The sequence below is a fragment of the Lactobacillus sp. HMSC08B12 genome (assembly GCF_001808415.1).
Taxonomy (GTDB): domain Bacteria; phylum Bacillota; class Bacilli; order Lactobacillales; family Lactobacillaceae; genus Lactobacillus; species Lactobacillus delbrueckii.
The window spans coordinates 14,298-34,184 of sequence record NZ_KV793208.1 but is presented as its reverse complement, the minus strand read 5'-3'; the positions used below and the strand labels follow the sequence as shown (position 1 = coordinate 34,184).

19 protein-coding genes, 2 pseudogenes and 1 riboswitch are annotated in these 19,887 nt (G+C 51.6%); of the genes and pseudogenes, 16 read left to right on the top strand and 5 right to left on the bottom strand.

The genetic code is table 11. The annotated features are described in order from the left end of the window. Nucleotides 1-2 precede the first annotated feature (2 nt). The 3 genes and pseudogenes from HMPREF3168_RS10955 to HMPREF3168_RS10810 all read right to left on the bottom strand — a co-directional run. Nucleotides 3-131, bottom strand: a pseudogene (locus HMPREF3168_RS10955) (aliphatic sulfonate ABC transporter ATP-binding protein); the annotation flags it as partial. A 38-nt stretch (nt 132-169) separates the two neighbouring features. Next, nucleotides 170-445 (bottom strand): hypothetical protein, encoded by a 276-nt coding sequence (locus HMPREF3168_RS08505; protein ID WP_246825706.1) that lies wholly within the window; start codon nt 443-445, stop codon nt 170-172. A 103-nt stretch (nt 446-548) separates the two neighbouring features. Continuing rightward, complete coding sequence (locus HMPREF3168_RS10810) at nt 549-770, bottom strand: hypothetical protein (protein WP_148129891.1); 222 nt, start codon at nt 768-770, stop codon at nt 549-551. Nucleotides 771-960: 190 nt separating this feature from the next. Here HMPREF3168_RS10810 and HMPREF3168_RS08495 point away from each other — a divergent pair, with 190 nt between their 5' ends. From HMPREF3168_RS08495 to HMPREF3168_RS08430, 14 genes are all read left to right on the top strand, one after another. After that, entirely contained in the window at nt 961-1,839 is an 879-nt protein-coding gene (locus tag HMPREF3168_RS08495) for a CvfB family protein (protein ID WP_003612963.1), read from the top strand. Then, nucleotides 1,832-2,728: a site-specific tyrosine recombinase XerD gene (gene xerD / locus HMPREF3168_RS08490; RefSeq protein WP_080550698.1), complete on the top strand. Its 897-nt coding sequence runs from the start codon at nt 1,832-1,834 to the stop codon at nt 2,726-2,728. The genes HMPREF3168_RS08495 and xerD overlap by 8 nt, the downstream gene beginning before the upstream one ends. 10 nt (nt 2,729-2,738) lie before the next feature. Then, nucleotides 2,739-3,092: a hypothetical protein gene (locus HMPREF3168_RS08485; protein WP_003612967.1), complete on the top strand. Its 354-nt coding sequence runs from the start codon at nt 2,739-2,741 to the stop codon at nt 3,090-3,092. Further along, nucleotides 3,082-3,816: a segregation and condensation protein A gene (locus tag HMPREF3168_RS08480; protein ID WP_002877580.1), complete on the top strand. Its 735-nt coding sequence runs from the start codon at nt 3,082-3,084 to the stop codon at nt 3,814-3,816. Before HMPREF3168_RS08485 ends, HMPREF3168_RS08480 begins: the two co-directional genes overlap by 11 nt. Further along, nucleotides 3,806-4,408 carry an SMC-Scp complex subunit ScpB gene (scpB, locus tag HMPREF3168_RS08475; protein ID WP_003612949.1) on the top strand — a complete coding sequence of 201 codons (603 nt, stop codon included), beginning with the start codon at nt 3,806-3,808 and terminating at the stop codon, nt 4,406-4,408. The genes HMPREF3168_RS08480 and scpB overlap by 11 nt, the downstream gene beginning before the upstream one ends. After that, nucleotides 4,408-5,127, top strand: a complete 720-nt coding sequence (locus tag HMPREF3168_RS08470; RefSeq protein WP_003612952.1) for a pseudouridine synthase — start codon at nt 4,408-4,410, stop codon at nt 5,125-5,127. Before scpB ends, HMPREF3168_RS08470 begins: the two co-directional genes overlap by 1 nt. A gap of 27 nt (nt 5,128-5,154) precedes the next feature. Next, nucleotides 5,155-5,270, top strand: a riboswitch (FMN riboswitch). Nucleotides 5,271-5,350: 80 nt separating this feature from the next. Beyond that, on the top strand, nt 5,351-6,055 hold the full coding sequence (locus tag HMPREF3168_RS08465) for an ECF transporter S component (RefSeq protein ID WP_003612985.1): 705 nt from the start codon (nt 5,351-5,353) through the stop codon (nt 6,053-6,055). A 109-nt stretch (nt 6,056-6,164) separates the two neighbouring features. Then, a complete protein-coding gene (locus tag HMPREF3168_RS08460) occupies nt 6,165-6,560 on the top strand; it encodes a LysM peptidoglycan-binding domain-containing protein (protein ID WP_003612969.1) in 396 nt (131 codons plus the stop codon). A 52-nt stretch (nt 6,561-6,612) separates the two neighbouring features. After that, on the top strand, nt 6,613-7,290 hold the full coding sequence (cmk, locus tag HMPREF3168_RS08455; RefSeq protein WP_003612970.1) for a (d)CMP kinase: 678 nt from the start codon (nt 6,613-6,615) through the stop codon (nt 7,288-7,290). A gap of 88 nt (nt 7,291-7,378) precedes the next feature. Next, on the top strand, nt 7,379-8,584 hold the full coding sequence (gene rpsA / locus HMPREF3168_RS08450; protein ID WP_003612975.1) for a 30S ribosomal protein S1: 1,206 nt from the start codon (nt 7,379-7,381) through the stop codon (nt 8,582-8,584). Nucleotides 8,585-8,660: 76 nt separating this feature from the next. Beyond that, entirely contained in the window at nt 8,661-9,968 is a 1,308-nt protein-coding gene (gene der, locus HMPREF3168_RS08445) for a ribosome biogenesis GTPase Der (protein WP_003612959.1), read from the top strand. 203 nt (nt 9,969-10,171) lie between these two features. After that, a complete protein-coding gene (locus HMPREF3168_RS08440; protein ID WP_002877566.1) occupies nt 10,172-10,447 on the top strand; it encodes an HU family DNA-binding protein in 276 nt (91 codons plus the stop codon). A 115-nt stretch (nt 10,448-10,562) separates the two neighbouring features. After that, a complete protein-coding gene (locus tag HMPREF3168_RS08435; protein WP_003612965.1) occupies nt 10,563-11,816 on the top strand; it encodes a tetratricopeptide repeat protein in 1,254 nt (417 codons plus the stop codon). A 121-nt stretch (nt 11,817-11,937) separates the two neighbouring features. After that, nucleotides 11,938-14,799 carry a YfhO family protein gene (locus HMPREF3168_RS08430; protein ID WP_083289615.1) on the top strand — a complete coding sequence of 954 codons (2,862 nt, stop codon included), beginning with the start codon at nt 11,938-11,940 and terminating at the stop codon, nt 14,797-14,799. A gap of 77 nt (nt 14,800-14,876) precedes the next feature. Here the strand turns inward: HMPREF3168_RS08430 and HMPREF3168_RS08425 are convergent. Beyond that, nucleotides 14,877-15,801 (bottom strand): annotated as a pseudogene (locus HMPREF3168_RS08425) (LysR family transcriptional regulator). A gap of 367 nt (nt 15,802-16,168) precedes the next feature. On the opposite strand from HMPREF3168_RS08425, the gene HMPREF3168_RS08420 reads away from it, so the two are divergent. Further along, the gene (locus HMPREF3168_RS08420) at nt 16,169-17,074 is read left to right on the top strand and encodes a LysR family transcriptional regulator (protein WP_083289614.1); all 906 of its coding nucleotides are present in this window, start codon (nt 16,169-16,171) and stop codon (nt 17,072-17,074) included. Here HMPREF3168_RS08420 and HMPREF3168_RS09990 read toward each other — a convergent pair. Next, nucleotides 17,060-17,413 (bottom strand): hypothetical protein, encoded by a 354-nt coding sequence (locus tag HMPREF3168_RS09990; RefSeq protein WP_236162031.1) that lies wholly within the window; start codon nt 17,411-17,413, stop codon nt 17,060-17,062. The genes HMPREF3168_RS08420 and HMPREF3168_RS09990 overlap by 15 nt on opposite strands. Before the next feature lie 26 nt (nt 17,414-17,439). Between HMPREF3168_RS09990 and HMPREF3168_RS08410 the strand changes: the two genes are divergently transcribed. Beyond that, nucleotides 17,440-19,875 (top strand): hypothetical protein, encoded by a 2,436-nt coding sequence (locus HMPREF3168_RS08410; RefSeq protein ID WP_070489596.1) that lies wholly within the window; start codon nt 17,440-17,442, stop codon nt 19,873-19,875. Nucleotides 19,876-19,887 lie beyond the last annotated feature (12 nt).

Here is a 19,887-nt window from a genome sequence, read left to right as displayed (position 1 = left end):
CGCTTGGCCTTGTCCGGGTCATTGCCGGTCATGAGCAGGTTGCCCAGGACGGTCTTCCAAGGCAAAAGGCGATCATCTTGGAACATGACCCGGGCCTGCTGGTTGAGGCCGGATAATTTTTGTCCGTTCATGGTGATTTCCCCGGCTGTCGGTGCTTCCAGGCCGGCGATTAGGCGCAGGAGGGTGGACTGAAGTAGAACTGGTTGCCCTTGCTGATGGCTTCCAGCCAGCCGGTCAGCCACTTGTTCCAGCTAAAAGAGCCGCTGGTCAGCAAGAGAAAGGCCAAAAAGAGGCCGTTCCAGAAGAGGTAGGGAATACCGCTACCGATATAGCGCTTTTTCCAGAAGACCGGCCAGTTTTGTTTTTTAGGCCGGCCCCAGTAGCCTAAAAAGAGAACCAGGCCGGTGATGAACATAAAGCCGAAGCGGGGAAAGTGCAGGATCAAGTGGGTTGATTGCTAATTTCCCAGGATTTTACAACTCAATGTCTAAGAAGCCTACTATTACGGTCTTTTTCGAAGTTTAGGATAATATTTTTTGAGTTGTAACTTAAACCCAACGAAATCCTATAAAAGGTTGATATATCAACTGATAGAGCACTTTGAGTAGTAATTTATGGGAAATTAGCATTGATACTGAAAAGCGGCCGGCAGGGGTCGCCTTGTTGCCTAAAGCCGCGGCAAATGTGCTGGCCACGTGGTTGAGCACGATGCCGAACATAAAGAAGCAGCGCATCAGGTCAACTTCGTAAAGGTGTTTTTTCTTGGTCATGTAAGCCTCCTTTTCGTTGATTACCTAGATTAATTAAAGAACTTGGTCAAAACTTGCTTTAAAATAGAAAAAAATATGCGTGAATTGAAAAAAATCAGCGAACTGGCAGAAAAACTATTGTTAATTGCTTTATTTTCTTTCTTTGTTCCCGTATACTAGTATTAGAATTATGTAAAGTTGGAGGCAGACTATGCTTGGAGAAATCCGGACCGGTAAAATCACTGACAGCAACGCTGAAGCCTATTTCGTGCAGATTGATGGCTTAACGTTCAAATTGAAGAAAGAAGAAATCACCCAGGAAGAGACGCCGGAAATTGGCGGGCAAATCACGGGATTTATTTATGATAACCAAAAACATGAACGGGAAATGACCCAGTTCCTGCCTTTTGCCCAGGCTGACCAATACGGCTGGGCCACGGTTACCAGGGTCCAGCGGGGGCTGGGGGTCTTTTTGGACGTTGGCTTGCCTGATAAGGATATAGTTATGTCCCTGGACGACCTGCCACTTGACCCGGCCCGCTGGCCGCAAAAAGATGACCGTCTTTTGGTGCGGCTGGAAACTGATGACAAGGACCGGATCTGGGCCAAGGCCGCTGACGAAAACGTCTTTGACCAAATCGCTGTCCGTTTCCCCAACAACCTGGTCAACAAGAACCTGCTGGCCCGGGTATACTCCAGCAAGTCCCTGGGTTGCTTTGTTTTGACCAATGACTACTATTTGGGCTTCATCCATGAATCTCAAATGCAGCAGCCGCTGCGGCTGGGTGAGGAAGTAAAGGCCCGGGTAATCGGGGTCAGCCAGTATGGCCGCTTGAACATGAGCGTTTTGCCCCGGTCTTTTGAAGAAATTGACGATGACGCGGCTATGATCATGATGTCTTTGCGCCGCAAGGGCGACAAGACCCTGCCATTTAGCGACAAGAGCGAGGCCCAGGCCATCAAGGACTATTTCGGCATCTCCAAGTCTGCCTTTAAGCGGGCCTTAGGCAACTTGATCAAGCGGGGCCTGGTCAGCCAGGACAAGGAAGCCGGCACGATCAAGCTGATTAAGGATGAGGCGGATGAATAAGCTCGCTGAGCAGATAAACGATTATCTGCGCTACAGCCAGATTGAGCGGGGACTCAGTCCGAATACCATCGCGGCCTACAAGCAGGATTTGCTGGAGTTTCTGGCCTTTGTCAAAGAAGAGCAGATGCCCGCCTGGCCGCTGGAAGCCGTGGAAATCGATGCTTTTTTAGCTAAAGAGCGGGACTTGGGCAAGGCTAACAGCTCTATCAGCCGGCTGGTGTCGACCCTGAGCCGCTTTTACCAGTGGCTGGTCCGCCAGCAGCTGATCGCCCTGGACCCCATGAGCCAGATTGATGCTCCCAAGCGGGAGAAGCGGATGCCCTTGGCTTTGACTGAGGCTGAAGTGGGCAAGCTCTTAGAGCAGCCAGATCTGACTACGGATTTAGGAATCCGCGACCGGGCCCTTGTGGAACTGCTTTACGCGACGGGGATGCGGGTCAGCGAAGCGGTCAACTTGCAATTAGCCGATGTCCATGCCGACCTGCAGCTGATCAAAGTCCTGGGCAAGGGGAGCAAGGAACGGCTTATTCCGGTGAGCGCCCTGGCCTTAGACTGGATTAAGCGCTATCTGCCTGTCAGGGACCAGCAGCTTTTAAAGCGGGGCAAGAGCAGCGATTACCTGTTCTTGAACAGCCGGGGCGGGCAGTTGACCCGGCAGGCCGTCTGGCAGAAGATCAAGAAGTACTGCCAGCAGGCCGGCATTGCCAAGGATGTGACTCCCCACACCCTCCGCCACAGCTTCGCGACCCATTTGCTGGAGCATGGGGCGGATTTGCGGGTGGTCCAGGAAATTCTGGGCCATACTGACATTTCCACGACCCAAATCTATACTAATCTGACCCAGAAGCATATCCTGGACGTCTACCAAAAGACCCATCCCCGCATTTAGAGGCGATCATATGCTAGTACCATATAAGAAAGATTATGAAAAAGTCGCCATGGGCCTCTTGTCCTATCTGCCGGATTTCAAGAACCTGCAGAATTTGAAGGAAGAGATGCAGCTTTACGCTGAAGACCCGGCCCACCAGCTCTACCTTTACCGGGACGAGGACCAAAACATCGTCGGCCTGGCGGGCTGCGAGACCGGGGCCGGCTGCCTGGTCCTGCGCTATTTGTCTTTAGCACCGGGTTTCCGGGATGATGAGCATTTTTCGGAAATCATGCGGGAACTGGCCCAGGAAGCTGGCAAGCAAAAAGTAATGACGGTTCCGGAATATACCTATTTGATGAAGTACTTGAACAATGATGAATGAAGGCATGACCATTGAGCTGCCGAATTTTGAAGGCCCCCTGGACCTTTTGCTCCACCTGATTCGGTCGCAGGAATTAGACATCTATGACATCCCGATTGCCCGGATTACCCAGCAGTACCTGGACTACCTCCAGCAGATGCAGCGGCTGAACCTGCAACTAGCCGGGGAATATTTCGTGATGGCGGCAACCCTGCTGCGGATCAAGTCCCAGTATCTGCTGCCGAAAAACGACTTTGTCGAGACAGAAGAAGAATTTGCCGACCCCCGGGAAGAACTGGTTGAGCAACTGGTTCAGTATTCCGTCTTTAAAAAGATTTCGGCCTACTTCAAGGTCAGAAATGACGAGGTACCAGTTTTGGCCGCCAAGGAGCCCAGCGTGGCTGTAGGGGCCAAGGTTCAGCCCCTGCCTTTAGGGCAAATCAGCCAGCAGGACCTGACGGCCAGCTTTATTTTGGCTATGCGCCGCTTTAAGAAAAGGAACGACCATGCCCAGGTGACCTTGACCGGCCGGCCGATCCAGGAAATGATTGCCTGGCTGAAGGAAGTTTTAGAGCAGCAGGGCCGGGTCAGCTTTTTTGCCTTGACTGACCAGGTGGAAAGCCTGGCCGACCTGGTTGGCCTTTTTTTGGCAATTTTGGAACTGGCCAAGGACCAGTACTTGAAAGTTAGGCAAAAGCGCCGCTTTGGCGACTTGGAAATAGAGAGAAGCAAGCATGACGAGTAAAATAGCCAAGCTGCAAGCCCTCCTTTATATGGCCGGCGACGGCGGGATCAAGAAAGAGCAGCTGCGGGACCTGCTGCAGCTGGCGGACCCGGAAATTGAGAGTCTGGCCAAAAGGCTGCAGGAAAAACTGGCCAGTGATCCGGACTGCGGCCTGCAGCTTTTGGAAATCAACGACGAATATAAATTAACGACCAGCGGGGAAGTCAGCGACCTGGTTGAAGCCTATTTCAACAAGGACCTGACCAAGAATATCAGCCAATCAGCCTTGGAAATTCTGGCGATCGTGGCCTACCGGCAGCCGATTACCAGAATTGAGATCGATGAAATCCGGGGGGTCAACTCTTCTGGTGCCCTGCAGACCCTGGTTTGGCGTGGCCTGGTCAAGGCCCAGGGGGTTAAGGACGCCCCGGGCCACCCCAAGCTGTACGTGACGACCGATTATTTCCTCCAGTACTTTGGCTACAAGTCTCTGGCGGATCTGCCGGTAATTGAGAATTTTGAAGACAGCAGCTTTGATGCCGACGGCCAGGTAGACCTGTTTGCCGAAAACGGCACGGCTGATGAAGCATTGCAGAAGATGGAGGATTTATAATGGCGGAAGAACGTTTGCAAAAAGTGATCGCCCAGGCGGGGATCGCTTCCAGAAGAGAAGCGGAAAAAATGATCCTGGCCGGCCGGGTCAGAGTCGACGGGCAAGTGGTAACCAAGCTGGGGACCAAGGTCAGCTCGATTGAACAAGTTGTTGTTGACAACCAGCCGATTGAAAGAGAAAGCCACCATACTTATCTTTTTTACAAACCCCGGGGCGTGATCTCCGCGGTTAAGGATAACAAGGGCCGCAAGACGGTGGCAGACTACTTTACTGATTTGCCATACCGCCTTTACCCGGTTGGCCGCTTGGACTACGACACTTCCGGCCTGCTCTTGATGACCAATGACGGGGAACTGGCCAACCTACTCATGCACCCGAGAAACGAAGTTGACAAGGTCTACGTGGCTAAGATCAAGGGCATTCTGCAGCCAGATGAAATCAAGGCCTTGAAGAAGGGGGTCCAGATCGGCCGCTACAAGACCAAGCCGGCCCAAGTCAAGGTTTTGAAGACCAATCCCCGGGCCCAGACCCAGATCGTCCAGCTGACCATCCATGAAGGCCACTACCACCAGGTCAAGGAAATGTTTAAAGCTGTCAATCACCTGGTTGACAAATTGTCCAGAGAACGCTACTCCTTCCTGGACTTGCAAGGCCTTACATCCGGACAGTACCGGGAATTAAACCGCAAAGAAGTTGACAGACTCAAGCAAGTGGATTAGAATGTAAACGTAATCAAAAATAATACAAGTTGTCTTCGGGGCAGGGTGAAAATCCCGACCGGCGGTGCAAGTCCGCGAGCCACGCGAGTGGTTGAATGCTGTAAAGCTACCGATAGTTATAGTCTAGATGGAAGAAGGCAGACGCTGGAATAATAAGCATGCTTACTAAGAAAGGTCTGTTGCTCTTCGAGGCAACGGACTTTTTTAATGGAGGTATGTTAATATGGAAGCTGCTAACAAACGGACAGATAAATCAGTCAGCAACTGGCTCGCTTATGCCATGATCGGGGCCATCGCCTTTGTGGTGATGAAGTTTGAATTCCCGATCATGCCGGGTGTCAGCTTTTTGAAGATGGACTTCTCAGACGTCATCGTGGTCATTACCACCTTTATCTTCGGCATCGGCGGCGGGGTGGCCGTAGCCGCGATCAAGTGCCTTTTGTCCTTGATCTTTGCCGGCTTTGCCCTCCCGTCACTGGTCGGTGAACTGGCTGCCTTCCTGGCTTCAATGGCCTTTGCCCTGCCATTTTACTTCCTGGCTGGCTCAGTCAAGGAAGAAGACAGAAAGAGCCTGAAGGGCTACCTGCTGCCGGCCCTGGGCCTGCTTTTGGGCGTTTTGTCATTGACGGTGGTCATGGCTTTGACCAACCAGTTCCTCTTGACTCCGGTTTACGCCTACACTTCAGTGCCGCAGGCAGCGGGGATGCACATGAGCTACGCTCAGCTGCTCACTTTTACTGAACAGACTTACCTGGGCAAGATGCTGCACATTCCAAGCATGTCCAGCTACATCATGGGCATCATCGTCCCATTCAACTTGATCAAGGGGGCCATCAACTCAGTTGTGGTCTACATCCTCTTTGAATCAGTCTTAAAGACGATCAAGCCATTCGTGATCAAGCACTTCAGCGTTTCCAGCAAGTACTAATGCGAAAAGACAAATAAAATATTAGATGAGGCTTTCCTTAAGGAAGGCCTTTTCTTTTCGATTAGCACCTGGTTTTATGTTAAAATGTAAGCTTAAAGGGGGAAGCTAGATGGATCAAAATGCCCAAAAGCCCTTGTCACGTCTGGCCCGCCAGCAAGCGGTCAGAGAAGAGCGCAAGAACAAGCAGGCGCCGTGGTGGACGGCCCTCTTGATCGCGGTTATGATGGCCTTGGCAGCCGTGCCGCTGATCACCAGTCAAAACAGTGACTACGCCGTTCCGCAAGCAAAGAAAGAGCAGGCCAAGCCCAAGCCGGCCGTTGAAAAGACTAGCAAGGCCAAGCCTGCTCCCAAGGTCAAGACTTACGTGGTCAAGGCCGGCGACAGCTGGGCCGCGATCGCCCAGAAGTACGGCATAAGCGCCGAAGAGCTGGCTGAGCAAAATGGTCTGGATACCAGCTCAACCCTGGCAGTTGGTCAGAAACTGAAGATCAAGCAAGCCAAATAGCTGAATTTATTGGAAAGGATTGAAGCGATACGAGTCGCTTCATTTTGATGTTATGCAAGTAGCAATTGATGGACCTGCTTCAGCAGGTAAGAGCACGGTGGCCAAGATTGTGGCCAATAAGCTGTCATTCGTTTATATCGACACGGGTGCTATGTACCGGGCATGTACTTTTATCGCCCGCAAGCACGGCCTGGACTATGGGGATGAAGCCGGGATTTTAAAGGCGATCGACGAAGACGGCATCGTTTTAGAGCCCGGCGAAAGCGGCCAGAAGGTTCTGGTAGCCGGGGAAGACGTGTCTTTGGAAATCCGGACCCCGGAAATCACGGCTAATGTCTCCCAGGTCTCAGCCCTGCCGGGGGTCAGAAGCAAGATGGTTGACCTGCAAAGAAAACTTGCCGGGTCAACCAACGTGATCATGGACGGCCGCGACATCGGGACCACGGTTTTGCCTGAGGCTGAAGTCAAGATCTTCCTGGTTGCCAGCGCCCGGTCTAGAGCAGAAAGACGGCTTTTGGACTGGCAGGAAAAGGGGATTGAGGCCAAGCAGACGGTTGAGGAAATCGAAGCTGATATCGCCAAGCGGGACTACCTTGACTCCCACCGTGAAGTTTCACCTTTGAAGAAGGCAGCGGATGCAATCGAAATCGATTCAACTAATTTAACGATTGACCAGGTTGTTGCCGCTATCTTGGCCGAAATTGCTAAAAAAACAAATACCAGCAAGTAAAGTCAAAAAAAGTCTGGTAAAATAGTAGCAAATTCATCTATTTTTTGGTAAAATAGAGAACGAATAAACAGGGAGGCATTTTGTATTTATGTCAGAAAACAATCAATTTTTAGATGCTCTTGCTCAAATGCAAGAAGTTAAGGCAGGCGACATCGTTGATGTTAACGTTTTGAGCGTTGAAGATGGCCAAATTAACGTTGGTGTTCAAGGCGCCGGCGTTGAAGGTGTAATCACTCGCCGTGATTTCACCAACGACCGTAGTGTCAACTTGCGTGACGAAGTTAAGCCAGGTGATACCTTCAAGGTTTACGTAGTTCGTCGTGCAGGCGGTGACAAGGAAAACGGTGAATTTTTCTTCTCAGTAACCCGCGTTAAGGAACGCGAAGCTTACGACAAGCTGCAAAAGGACTTCGAAGAAGGCAAGACTATCGAAGGTAAGGTTACTTCATCAGTTCGCGGTGGTTTGCTCGTTGATGTCGGCACCCGCGGCTTCTTGCCAGCAAGCTTGATCTCAAACCGCTTCGTTTCAGACCTTAAGCCTTACATCGGTAAGGCTATCAAGGTTAAGATTACTGAAATCGACCCGGCTAAGAACCGTCTGATCCTTTCCCACAAGGAACTGATCGAAGAAGAACGCGAACAAGCCTTTGAAAACGTTGCTTCACAATTGGTTGTCGGCGACGTAGTTGAAGGCCGGGTATCACGCTTGACCAACTTTGGCTCATTCGTTGATATCGGCGGCGTTGACGGTTTGGTACACATCTCCGAAATCTCATACAAGCACGTTGACAAGCCAAGCGACGTCTTGAAGGTTGGCCAAGATGTTAAGGTTAAGGTTATTGGCATCGACAATGACCGTCACCGTATCTCCCTGTCAATCAAGCAAACTGAACCATCCCCATTCGAACAAGCTACTTCAAGCTTGAACGAAGGCGATGTAATTGAAGGCGAAGTTAAGTCTTTGACCAACTTCGGTGCCTTTGTTGAAGTTGCTGACGGCATCCAAGGCTTGGTACACGTTTCAGAAATTTCATACAAGCACGTTGACAAGCCAAGCGACGTCTTGACTGTAGGTCAAAAGGTCAAGGTTAAGGTTCTTAACATTGACCCAAGTAAAAGAAGAATCTCCCTGTCAATTAAGCAAGCTGATCCAGAGAACGCTTCTTCATCAAACGACAGACCTCGCGCACGTCGCTCATCAAACAACGACGCATTTGCTCGCAAGTACATGAACAACGACGACAACGGCTTCTCACTTGGTGACATGATCGGTGACCAACTTAAGAACCGTTAATCAGCACTAAAAAGACCGACCGTTGGTCGGTCTTTTTGTTTGACAATAATCAATAGAAAGCAAAAGAGGTGAAAAGATGCCATTACCAATTGTTGCCATCGTAGGGCGGCCAAACGTGGGCAAGTCAACCCTGTTCAACCGGATTATCAATGAACGGGTGGCGATCGTGGAAGACCGGCCAGGCGTGACCCGGGACCGGAACTATGCCCGGGCCAGCTGGATGGGCCACCAGTTCAGCATCATCGACACCGGGGGGATTACCTGGGAAGACAGTACGATTGACGAAGAAATCCGGGCCCAGGCGGAAATCGCTATTGAAGAGGCCGACGTCATCGTCATGCTGGCCGATGCCAGCCAGGGGGTGACCAGTCTGGACGAACGGATCGCCCACCTGCTCTACCGGGCCGATAAGCCAGTTCTTTTGGCCGTTAACAAGGCAGACAACCCTGAGCAGCGGACCGATATCTATGACTTCTACAGCTTAGGCTTGGGCGACCCAATCCCGGTTTCCGGTTCCCACGGGACGGGGATCGGTGACCTGCTGGACGAAGTAGTCAAGAACTTCCCGGCCGATGCCGAAAAGACCGAAGAAGGGGTTATCTCCTTCAGCGTGATCGGCCGGCCAAACGTGGGCAAGTCATCCATCGTCAACCGCCTGTTGGGCGAAGAACGGGTGATTGTGGCCAACGAAGAAGGGACGACCAGAGACGCCATTGACACGCCATTCGTCAAGGATGGAACCAAGTTCCGGGTTGTTGACACAGCCGGGATCAGACGGCGGGGCAAGGTCTATGAGAAGACTGAAAAGTACTCCGTCATGCGGGCGATGAGCGCCATGGAACGGTCAGACGTGGCCATCCTGGTCCTGGATGCCAGCACCGGGATCAGAGAGCAGGACAAGCACGTGGCCGGCTACGCCCATGAAGCGGGCCTGGGGATGATTATCGCCGTCAACAAGTGGGACTTGCCGAAGAAGGACTCTTCATCCGGCAAGGACTTTGAAGCGGTTATCCGGGAAGAATTCTCCTACCTGGACTATGCCCCGATTGTCTTTGTTTCGGCCAAGACCGGCAAGAACGTCGACCAATTGCCAAAGATGGTCAAGGAAGTTTACGAGAACAAGAACCAGCGGATCCAGTCATCCGTCTTAAACGACCTGCTCCTGGAAGCCAGCCGCTTGGTGCCGGCGCCGATGGTCAAGGGCAAGCGGCTCCGGGTCTACTACATGACCCAGGTCAAGACCAATCCGCCGACTTTCGTTGTTTTCTGCAACGATCCAGAACTGATGCACTTCTCCTACCAGCGCTTTTTGATCAACCAGCTGCGGGAGAATTTCGACTTCACCGGGACCCCGATCAAGATCCTGCCGCGTAAGCGGAAGTAGGACCGGGCTTTTCTTTTTCAATTTGTGACATTCTCTTGAAAAAGTGCTAAGCCGCGGGCTAAAAGCCTTGTAGGGACGACGTTCTTGTGATATTTTAGAGAGCAGGGAATTAATTGAATGCAGCAAGCGCTCAGTGTCCCTCATTTCTACAAGAGAAATGAAGTGATTAGACGCGAGTCTAATTTATAGGAGGTGAATTCCACATGGCAAATAAGGCAGAATTAGTTTCAGAAGTAGCTGCAAAGACTAAGTTGACTAAGAAGGACGTTTCAGAAGCTGTTGACGCGGTTTTCGAAGCAATCCAAGAAGACTTGGCTAAGGGCGAAAAGGTGCAACTGATCGGCTTCGGTACTTTCGAAGTACGTGACCGTGCAGCTCGCAAGGGCCGCAACCCACAAACTGGTGCTGAAATTGAAATTCCAGCAAGCAAGGTTCCTGCATTTAAGCCAGGTAAGGCTCTTAAGGACGCTGTTAAGTAATTGACGCGCTTTAAAATAAAGAAACGCCGGTATTTCTGGCGTTTTTTTGTTTGGGCAAAAAACTTATTTAGCTGACTAGTTACGGTACAATAGTAAGCAGAAAGTGAGGACAAAGATGACATATTCTGAACAATTGTTGGACGCGATTCAAGGTCACCGTTTCAGCGAGAGCCGCGCCCTCTTGAAGCAGGCCCTGGAAAACGATGATCCGGAGATCCTGGCGTCTCTGGCGGAAAATCTGACCGACCTGGGCTTTACCGACCTGGCCAAGGAAGTCTACCGCAGCTTGATCGCTGATTTTCCCAATGAAGACCTCTTCAAGGTCTACCTGGCCGAAATCCTCCTCAATGACGGAGCAGAGGACGATGGCTTGACCCTGCTTTACAATGTGCCGGCTGATTCAGATGCCTATCTGGAAAGCCTCCTGGTCCAGGCTGACTACTACCAAAGCGAGGGCCTCATCGAAACGGCACGGGCCAAGATGGAGCAGGCCCGGCAGCAGGCCCCGGATGAAGATGCCATTACTTTTGGCCTGGCGGAACTGGACTACATGAGCGACTTGAACGACCAGGCCCTGCCTCTGTACCAGGACTTGCGGCAAAGACAGACCATGTTCGGGGAAGTCAATCTTAACCAGCGGGTCTTCCAGACCCTGGCTAAACTGGGCCGGTATGAAGAAGCAGCTGCTTTTATCAATGACCATAAAGAAGACCTCCTGGACATCGACGCCAAGTACCAAGCCGGAGTAATCATGGAAGAGGCCGGCCAGTTTGACAAGGCCATTTCCTTCCTTGATGATGTCATTAAGCAAAGCCCTGACTACGTCAACGCTTATCCTTTCCTGGCCAAGGCCTACCAGGAAGAAGACAACCCAGAAGAAGCCCTCTTTGCGGCTCAGACGGGCCTGGGCTACAATGAGCTGGATGAAGAGCTTTACCTGACTGGGGCTAAGGCAGCTGCCAAATTAGGCAAGGCTGAGGATGCTGAGGACCTCTTGCAGCGGGGCCTTGAGGTCAACCCGGACAATTCCAGCCTCCGCCTCTTGCTGAGCGACCTCTACTTGGCCCAGGGGCGGGCAGAGGACTCCTTGGCCTTGTTTACTGCTCTGGCTGACAGCGACCTGGAGCCCCAGGCCCACTGGAACATGGCCCGGTCCTACCAGGAAATGGAAAAATATGACCAGGCCCTGCAGGAATATCTCTTGGCCTACCAGAGCCTGCAGACCAGTCCTGCCTTCTTGCGGGGAATGATCTCCTTTGCTCAAGAGAGCGCCCATGGCGATCTGGCCCGGCAATTGCTGGAAAAGTACTTGAAGCTTGTGCCAGATGACCAGGAAATGCAGGATGTTTACGAACAGCTGAGAAATTAGAATTTTGGATGATGACCAGCTTTTGCTGGTCATTTTTCTTTTTTAATATTTTCTAGCCTTTTAGCGGGCAGGGAAGAAAAGCGGTAGAATAAAAAGATAGAGCATTAAACATTTTGGAGGGATGATTTTGCAATTCAGCTTTAACAAAAAGCGTGACCGGGCCGTCTACTGGAAGTACTCTGTCTTCTTCCTCTTTTTGGCGGCCTGTGTTTTTGGACCTTACTTGGTTACGGGCCATAGCCTGATCTGGAACACTGACACGGCCAACCAGCACCTGCCCTTGCTGGTCAAGTACCGGGAGTACGTGTTCAGTTTCCTGCGCCACTTAAGTCAGGGGCCAGCTGAATGGTCCTGGACCATGGGCCTGGGCAGTGACCTGTTTTCAGTCTTTTCTTACTATACGATTGGTGACGTCTTTGCCTATCTGGCCCTTTTATTTCCGACCAGCCACCTGGTCTTTGCCTACCAGCTGATCCTGCTGTTGCGCCTTTACTGCGTGGGTTTGGCCTTTGTTTATTTTGCCCGCCATTTTGACTTTAAAGACGGTGTTGTCTTGATTGGCAGTGGTGTCTACATGGTCAATGCCTACCTGCTGTACGCGGCCCTGGCCCAGCCGATGTTCACCACGACCTTTATTCTTTTTCCCTTGATCGTGGTCCAGCTGGAGCGACTCTTGCAGGGAGGCAGCGCCTGGCCCTTATTCGGGGTCTTTGTCTGGATGCTGGTCAGCAACTATTACCTGGCCTTTGTCCTGGGCCTGGGGGCAATCATTTACCTGTTTTTGCGCTGGGGCCTGGCTTATTGGAAAAAGATTCCTTTCTGGCCAACAATTAATAAGCTCTTCTTTGCCAGTTTAGGAGCGGTCCTTCTGTCAGCCGGCCTGCTTTTGCCGGAACTTTTGGCCGTGGTCAACTCCACCCGGACCGGATCGCAGTTTGCCAATGGCTTGACCTTTTATCCGGCCTACTACTACTTGCTTTTGCCAAAGGAACTGATTGACGGGGACAACTGGAAGTTGATGTTCTGGTCAGCCTTGGGCCTGGCTAGCATCATCCTGCCAGCCCTGGTCTATCTCTTCCGTAACTGGCGCAAGTACCGGCTGGTCGCTGCTTCTCTGTTATTAGGGGCAGTCATGCTCTTGATCCCGGCAGTCGGGGCAGTGTTTAACGGGGGGATGTCAGCGTCAAACCGCTGGACTCTGCTCTTGTACCTGCCTTTTGCCTTCAGCGTGATGGTCTTTGTCAAGGCCATCAGTGAGCAGGCGGTCAGTCAAAAGGAGATGCGGCTGATTTTTACCACCAGCGGAATCTACCTGGTCTACCTGGTCGCCATGTCCTTTTTGGAAAATGACTACAAGCTCTTCTTGCCAGTCATCTTCCTCTTGCTCAGTCTGGGGGCCAGCTACCTGGTCAACGAAGGACGGGCTTTAAAGCGAGCGTTATTGCTTACTGTAGCGGCTAACTTGGCCTTTAACGCCCTGTACGCGGCTCTTCCATACAATGGCAACTTTGCGGCCAAAATGCTGGTCAGGGGGGAATATGAGCAAATCGCGGAAGACCGCTATGGCGGCTTGAACTATATCCTGCCGGCCGGCTTTTACCGGGTCAACACGGTGTCAAATAACCAGTTTGTCAGCCAGAAGAAGCTGTTTAACGACTTGACCAGCGGCCTGGCCAACGTGTCATCTTACTATTCCATCCAGAACCAGTACCTGGGTCAGTTCTCGACCGACCTGGGCAACCTGCAGTATGACAACAACATTCCCTTCCACCAGCTTGATGACCGGACGATATTGAACAATTTCCTGGGCGTCCGCTATATTTTTAACCAAAAATACTCAGTAAACGGTAGCAAGGTGCCCGGGACTTACGACCTGATCGCTGCTGGCAAGGAGAAAAAAGATCAAAATCAGGAGTCTGTCTACCAGGCCGAGCTCTACAAGACCACAGAGGCCTTCCCGCTGCTTTGGCTAAGCTATAAGGCAATTAGCCCCAGCCGCTACCAAAAACTGTCAGCGAGCCAAAAAGAGCGGTCTCTGGCCAGCGGGGTGGTGGTCAAGGGGGTTGGCCTTAAAGCCGCGAAATTGACCGGGGTCAAGACCATCAAAGCCAGCCTGGTCGATGCCAGTGGCAAGAAGCTGAGCAAGAATAAATTGACTTATACGGACTCTGATGCCAGCTACAAGTTGAAGCTGCACTTGTCAGATAGAGAAAAGGCCAAACTGGGCAAAAGCGAGTTGCATGTCGAGATCAGCCAGATTTCCTACCAGCCTTTCACTTTAAGCCAGCAGCTGGACTTGGAGCTGAAGAAGGCCAAGCAGGAGGCCGACCTGGCCGGGCAGACCTTTAATGAGCGGGCGACCCGCTACAAGTACTGGCGCTACCACCTTCTGGCCGGTTCACCAGACCCCAGCTACAAGCTGACGGTAACGGGGAAGAAGGCCAGTGAAACAATTGTGCAGAGAAGCCAGGATATGACTTCTTTTTACCGCCTGGTCGACAGCGCGGTCATGAACATGGGCACTTATCAGACTCTGCCCAATAGTCTGACCTTCCAGCCTTCAAAACTGGGGACCTACCGCTTCAAGATCAAAGTTGTAGCAATTCCTTTGAATCAAGAATACACGAAAGAAGTGCGGCAGATTCAAAAGCAGGGGGTCAAGCAGCTGAAACTCGCGCAAAACCAGCTGACCGGCCTCTTTACTAGCAAGAAAGCCGGTGTCGTTACTTCGACCATCCCTTATTCAAACGGTTGGACGGCTACGGTTGACGGCAAGGCAGTCAAGGTAATTAAGACCAACACGGCCTTTGTCGGCTTCAAAATGCCAGCAGGCAAGCACCGCGTCCGCCTGGTTTACCGGACGCCGGGATTGCGAAGCGGCCTGCTGATTTCACTCTTGACGGCTTTAGCCATCTTGGTTTATGCCGCGTTTAGTCACAAAGAATGGCGGCGGGAATTCCGGGCCAAGAAGAAAGAAAAATAGTTTTTAATAGTCAAATGCCAATAAAAAAACGAGCCAGCTGGCTCGTTTTTTGTCTGCATATTTTTAAATTTCTGCTCTTATTCCTTGATCAGCTTGCGGGCAACCAGGTCATCCTTCATCAGTCTGGTCATCACCTGGGCAACTTCCTTGGCCCGGTCGTTGGAGTCCATGTGGATGGTCAAACCGTTGTCTGACTGGATCAAGGTGTGAGGAAGTTCAACCTGGTTGTACTTAAGGTCTGGGTCCAGGTCCGGCAGCATGTATTCCAAAGTTGCCGTCCAGCCCAAACCGCCGACTGCCATTTGCAGGGCGACTTCGTAGTCGTTGACCTTGATACTCTTGTTAACGGAGAGGTTCTGGTCTTCAAGCAGGTGGTCAACGGTCTTTTGGAAGCCGGAGTCATCGCTTAAGGAAACCATCTTTTCTTCGCTGAGGTCCATCAAGAGCTGCTGGCTGAACGGAACGTCCCGCTTGCCTTCTTGGTAAAGTTTGCTGGTTTCAGGGATGATCAAGAAGATCCGAGGCTGGAAGAGGAAGAAGTTCTTCAAGTTTTCCCCCCGTAGGAGCGGCCCCAGGTAGATGTCAACCATCCGGTTGTCGATCAAACGCTTGGCAGAGTTGATAGAGAAGGTCTTGATCAGTTCAAAGCGGGTGGTTTCAAACTGCTTTTGCAGAACGGGGATGATCTTCCTGCTTTCGCCTGGTGCCCAGATCGGGGAGAAACCAATCTTGATGTAGGACTGCTCTTCTTCAGTGAAGCGGCGCAGGTCCTGTTCGATCTTCATCTGGTCGCTGTGCAGCTTGGCTAAGCCGTCGCAAAGGGTCCGGCCGGCTTCAGTCAGTTCGATCGGCAGGGTTCTTCTTTCCAGGAGAACGACATTGTATTTCTTTTCTGCCTTGCTCAAAACCTGGCTGACTCAGGAAAAGCTTCTTAGCGATATCGCTGACTGTCTGGCAGTCTTCAGCAGTGGTCAAGATTTGGTAAAGTACGTCTTGTTTCATCTTAAGGCTCTCTTTTAAGTGAATGAATTTACAAAATAAATTTTACAATAAGATTATTATAGCGCCTTTTTCTTATTAGTCAACGCCAATCATGCTTACTCAATTTTGACATAATATTCGGTGAAATTCAAATAATTACTGCTAATTTTTCGGATAAATGCGACTTTTCCGATCAAGAAAGAGGAATAAAAGCGGTATATGAAATCTGAATCATATATTTCCGAACTTATGTTGGCGGTTTTTAGCAGGAAATTTTGGCAAAAAAGTTTGAAAATTACTAAAAAACGTTTTAAAAAATGCTAAATTCTTGCTAAAAACTAAATTTTGGCAAAAATAAGAGGTAAGACTTAACGATGAGGAAAAAGACATGAACTTTCAACACTTGGAATACTTCAACGAGCTGGCTGAGACCCAGTATATGGCCCAGGCAGCGGAAAAACTGGGGATTTCCCAGCCAACCTTGAGCTACGCGGTCAAGAAACTGGAAGAGGAACTGGGCGTTCCCCTTTTTGAAAGAGAAGGCCGCAACATCCGCCTGACGGTTTACGGCAAGGTCTTCAAAGAGTACAGTGAAGCCGGGGTCCAGCAGATCCAGGAAGGGCGGCGGCAGTTGTCTGAGATGGCCCTGGGCGAAAGCGGCAAGCTGTCAATCGGGGTGGCTGAAATCGTGGCCCATAAATTCATTACCGATGTGATCAAGGACTACCGGCAGGTCAATCCGGAATACCGGGTCGACTTCAATTTAAAGCGGGCCGTGACCGGCAAGCTCCTGGACATGCTGCAAAGCGGGGAACTGGACCTGGCCATTGTCACAACCCGGCCGGGTGAAAAGATTGCCGGCTTTGACTTAGTACCAATGATGCACAGAAAGCTGGAGCTGCTCTTGCCGGCGGGTCATGAACTGGCCAAGCAGAAGTCGGTCAGCTTGAAGCAGATCGAGCAGTATCCTTACCTGGCTTTTGGGGAAGAACATGCCTTGGCCGGGATCATCGCTGACGTTTTTGCTAAAAATGACATCCATCCCCAGATCAGCAGCGTGACTGACGATGTGCGGACCCTGGTTAACCTGGTGGCGATCGGTGAAGGGGTGGCTCTCTTGCCTAAGTCCAAGTACCACGAATCTGCTGGTGCCATTGCCGTGCCGGTAAGGGAAGATACTTCTTACACCATCAGCCTGGCCAGCCGGAATCTGGCCCAAGAGCCGAAGGTTGCCCAGAAGATGGCTTCCTTTATCCTGGACTTCTGCCAGACCCGGGGTTTAACGTGGCCCTAATTCACTAGCGGTCTGGTCGTAATTCTTTTGCTTAAGTGCGATAGCAGCCTGCCTTTTCTCTTGCAGCAGGACCTGCTTGTGCCGGCCGCCGAAGCCAATCAACATGATGAACAAGGTGCCGAGCATGAAGAAGTCGCAGGCAAAGCGGAGGCGGGACTGGCTGGTGATGAGGCCAAAGAGCCAGATCAAGGCAAAGAGAATGAAGATCCCGCAGCCAATCCAGCCCGGCTTTCTTTTGGCAAAAATCCGCAGAATCTTGCCAGTAAAGCGGGTAAACGCTGCCGAAAACTGGCTGGATAGTGCTATAATCTTGTTAAAGGTCTGCAATATGGCAGGCAAAAAGTCATGAATGGGAAATAAGACAGATGGCAAGGATTATTGATACTCAGCGAAAGTTACTGATCCAGCACGGCTTGCTGGAAGACATCAAGGAAGCAGGGGAGGAATACGGGAGTCTGACGGCCGCCCTGGCCGCTCCTGACTGGACCCTGCTGGACCGGGAGCTCAGCCCTTTATTTAAGCAGGTAAAGTTTTGCCTGCTCTTTGGGGAGGAAGAAGTTCCCGAACTTGCCGCGGCAAGTGAACTGTCCCGGCTTTTTCCGCTCTTAGCTAGCGACTGCCCGGACTTAAAGGAAAAACTGGCTGCTGGCCGGCTGGCGGTTAGTTTTTCACCGCAGAAAGAAAGCAACTTCTTCCTGCTGACCGGGAAAGACCAGTACCGCTTCTACTGGGGGCAGGGGGCGACCTACTTCTTAAGCAGCGGGGAAAAGACCGGTGACGACTGGGCCATGGTCCAGCAGCTGGTCAAAGAGCTGACGGCCAAGGCCAGAGATATTTTAGACAGGGAGATCTACCAGGGCTATTTGGACCTGGCAGAAGACAAGCGATCCCAGTACCTGCTGGAAGTCAGCGGCTTGGCAGATAAAATGGCTGAAGCACCTTTAAAGGATTTCAAAGAAGCGACCCGGCTGGGGCAATTAGGCCAAAGTCAGGCCGGCGTGTCCTTTAAGAAGACGGCCAAGCTCCTCCGCTTTAAAAGCGGGATTGACAAGGAGAACTTGACGGGAAAAAAGATCCTGGCTGATGAGGAATTGAGTAAGCGGCTCAGCCAGATCGTCTTTGGCGAAGGCAATGAAAATGGCGAGGCCATTGTTTTGCCGGATGAAAAGGCCCACTACCCGCGCCCCCTTTACCTGCAAGACCCGGTAACCGGGACGATTCTGGAGAAGCCGGCAATCGACTCCTACCAGGAAGAACCAGTCGCGGTCCAAAAGCCGACCCGGCAGGACGTGTCAGCAATTTTTGACATTATCCGCTTCTACCGGGACCGCAAGCAGGATAATGAATCCCAGGCTGCCTTCTCCTTCTTGATGTATGTCCTGGAAAGCGGCAGCATCTGGAAGATCCGCCAGGCCATCGATGAGCGAAACGGGATCGTGGAAGACGTCCCGATCGTGGCCGGCCTGGTCGGGCAGGGAGAAACTGGCAAGTCGACCCTGCTTAAAATTGCCTCCAACTTGACCATCGGCAATACCAAGGAGATCGTCCAGGCCGGTTCAGAAGACAAGCTCTTCGGGATGACGGCAGCGGTCAGAAAGAAGCTGCTGGCCGGCAAGAGCTTGAGCAAGCAGGACCGGGTCAGCGCCTACAGCTCCAACCCCAAGGTCATCAACAAGAATATCTGGAACTTTACCGACCACTACATGGATGAAGACCAGGTCATCACCCCGATCTGCATCGATGACCCGGAAGTCTCCCTCTTTTCTTCTAGCGCCGCCCAGAGCTTTTTGAAAAAGCGGAGCAACCGGCATGGCGAGAAACTGGGAGTGGAACCGGTGGCCATTTTCAGCATGAACAGCAAGGGCAAGGATATCGAGCTTTTGACTGAAGTTGGCCGCAGGGGCTACGTAATTAGCCAGGGCAACCAGTTCCGCAAGAAGACGGACGCGGACATCCACTTTTTTGAATACTTGGATGGCAATACCGACAACCACGGCCACTGGTTGAACAACACCCTCTTTCTTTACCTGACCCGGCAGATCGACCGCTGGCTGGAAGAGATGGATGACGAGGACTACTTGAAGCTCAAGCACGACTTCCTTTACCCGGTTAAGCACGCCTTCTGGCAGTTGGTTGAAGAATACGGCCTGGTCAACACGGAAACCAAGTACTACTTCCACATAAAGAACTACAATATTGTTGAGGACCTGGGCCGGCGGAACTGGAGCATTCTTTTGCACGATGAGGCGACCTTGCGGGAAATCACCTTTACCCGGGACAATCCGGAATGCATGATTCCCGCCCGGGTCTTCCCCAACAAGGGCAACGACATCAACCGCTACTTCGCATACCTGCCGGCTTCAGCTGAGATCTGCAAGACTTTTAACAGCCAGGGGCTGACGGTCAAGATGGCCAATATGGACCTCTGGCAGGGCAACCACTTGCTGATTGAGCGCTATGAGAAGGAAACTGGGATCGCGGCTGAGCGCTTTGAAATTGAAAAGGCCAGAGCCGCCGCGGAAGTCCAGGGGCAGAGAATGGTCGAAAACATTGCTCCATACTTGAAGAAGAATGCCAAAATGATGGACCGGATGATGAAGGTCACCGAGCAGAATGCCCAGCTTTTGGCGGAAAAGGAAGCCCAGGCTGAAAAGCAGCAGCAGGAAGAAGCTGAGAAGAAGGAGCAGGCCGACCAGATCCAGAAGCTGCTGGATGAACTGGCCCAGGCCAAGGAGGCCGCGGAAGCCGCCAAGAGCGAGGAAAAGAAGCCGCGGGGCTTCTTTGACCGCTTTTTCAAGTAATTTTTTAGAAAG

Excerpts from the sequence above, each read along its gene's own strand:
- HMPREF3168_RS08420 (WP_083289614.1), top strand. The coding sequence starts at position 16,169 with ATGAACTTTCAACACTTGGAATACTTCAACGAGCTGGCTGAGACCCAG.
- HMPREF3168_RS08465 (WP_003612985.1), top strand. The coding sequence starts at position 5,351 with ATGGAAGCTGCTAACAAACGGACAGATAAATCAGTCAGCAACTGGCTC.
- HMPREF3168_RS08480 (WP_002877580.1), top strand. The coding sequence starts at position 3,082 with ATGATGAATGAAGGCATGACCATTGAGCTGCCGAATTTTGAAGGCCCC.
- HMPREF3168_RS08485 (WP_003612967.1), top strand. The coding sequence starts at position 2,739 with ATGCTAGTACCATATAAGAAAGATTATGAAAAAGTCGCCATGGGCCTC.
- HMPREF3168_RS08435 (WP_003612965.1), top strand. The coding sequence starts at position 10,563 with ATGACATATTCTGAACAATTGTTGGACGCGATTCAAGGTCACCGTTTC.
- xerD (WP_080550698.1), top strand. The coding sequence starts at position 1,832 with ATGAATAAGCTCGCTGAGCAGATAAACGATTATCTGCGCTACAGCCAG.
- HMPREF3168_RS08460 (WP_003612969.1), top strand. The coding sequence starts at position 6,165 with ATGGATCAAAATGCCCAAAAGCCCTTGTCACGTCTGGCCCGCCAGCAA.
- cmk (WP_003612970.1), top strand. The coding sequence starts at position 6,613 with ATGCAAGTAGCAATTGATGGACCTGCTTCAGCAGGTAAGAGCACGGTG.
- HMPREF3168_RS08470 (WP_003612952.1), top strand. The coding sequence starts at position 4,408 with ATGGCGGAAGAACGTTTGCAAAAAGTGATCGCCCAGGCGGGGATCGCT.
- HMPREF3168_RS08440 (WP_002877566.1), top strand. The coding sequence starts at position 10,172 with ATGGCAAATAAGGCAGAATTAGTTTCAGAAGTAGCTGCAAAGACTAAG.
- HMPREF3168_RS08430 (WP_083289615.1), top strand. The coding sequence starts at position 11,938 with ATGATTTTGCAATTCAGCTTTAACAAAAAGCGTGACCGGGCCGTCTAC.
- scpB (WP_003612949.1), top strand. The coding sequence starts at position 3,806 with ATGACGAGTAAAATAGCCAAGCTGCAAGCCCTCCTTTATATGGCCGGC.
- HMPREF3168_RS08410 (WP_070489596.1), top strand. The coding sequence starts at position 17,440 with ATGGCAAGGATTATTGATACTCAGCGAAAGTTACTGATCCAGCACGGC.
- HMPREF3168_RS10810 (WP_148129891.1), bottom strand. The coding sequence starts at position 770 with ATGACCAAGAAAAAACACCTTTACGAAGTTGACCTGATGCGCTGCTTC.
- rpsA (WP_003612975.1), top strand. The coding sequence starts at position 7,379 with ATGTCAGAAAACAATCAATTTTTAGATGCTCTTGCTCAAATGCAAGAA.
- der (WP_003612959.1), top strand. The coding sequence starts at position 8,661 with ATGCCATTACCAATTGTTGCCATCGTAGGGCGGCCAAACGTGGGCAAG.
- HMPREF3168_RS08495 (WP_003612963.1), top strand. The coding sequence starts at position 961 with ATGCTTGGAGAAATCCGGACCGGTAAAATCACTGACAGCAACGCTGAA.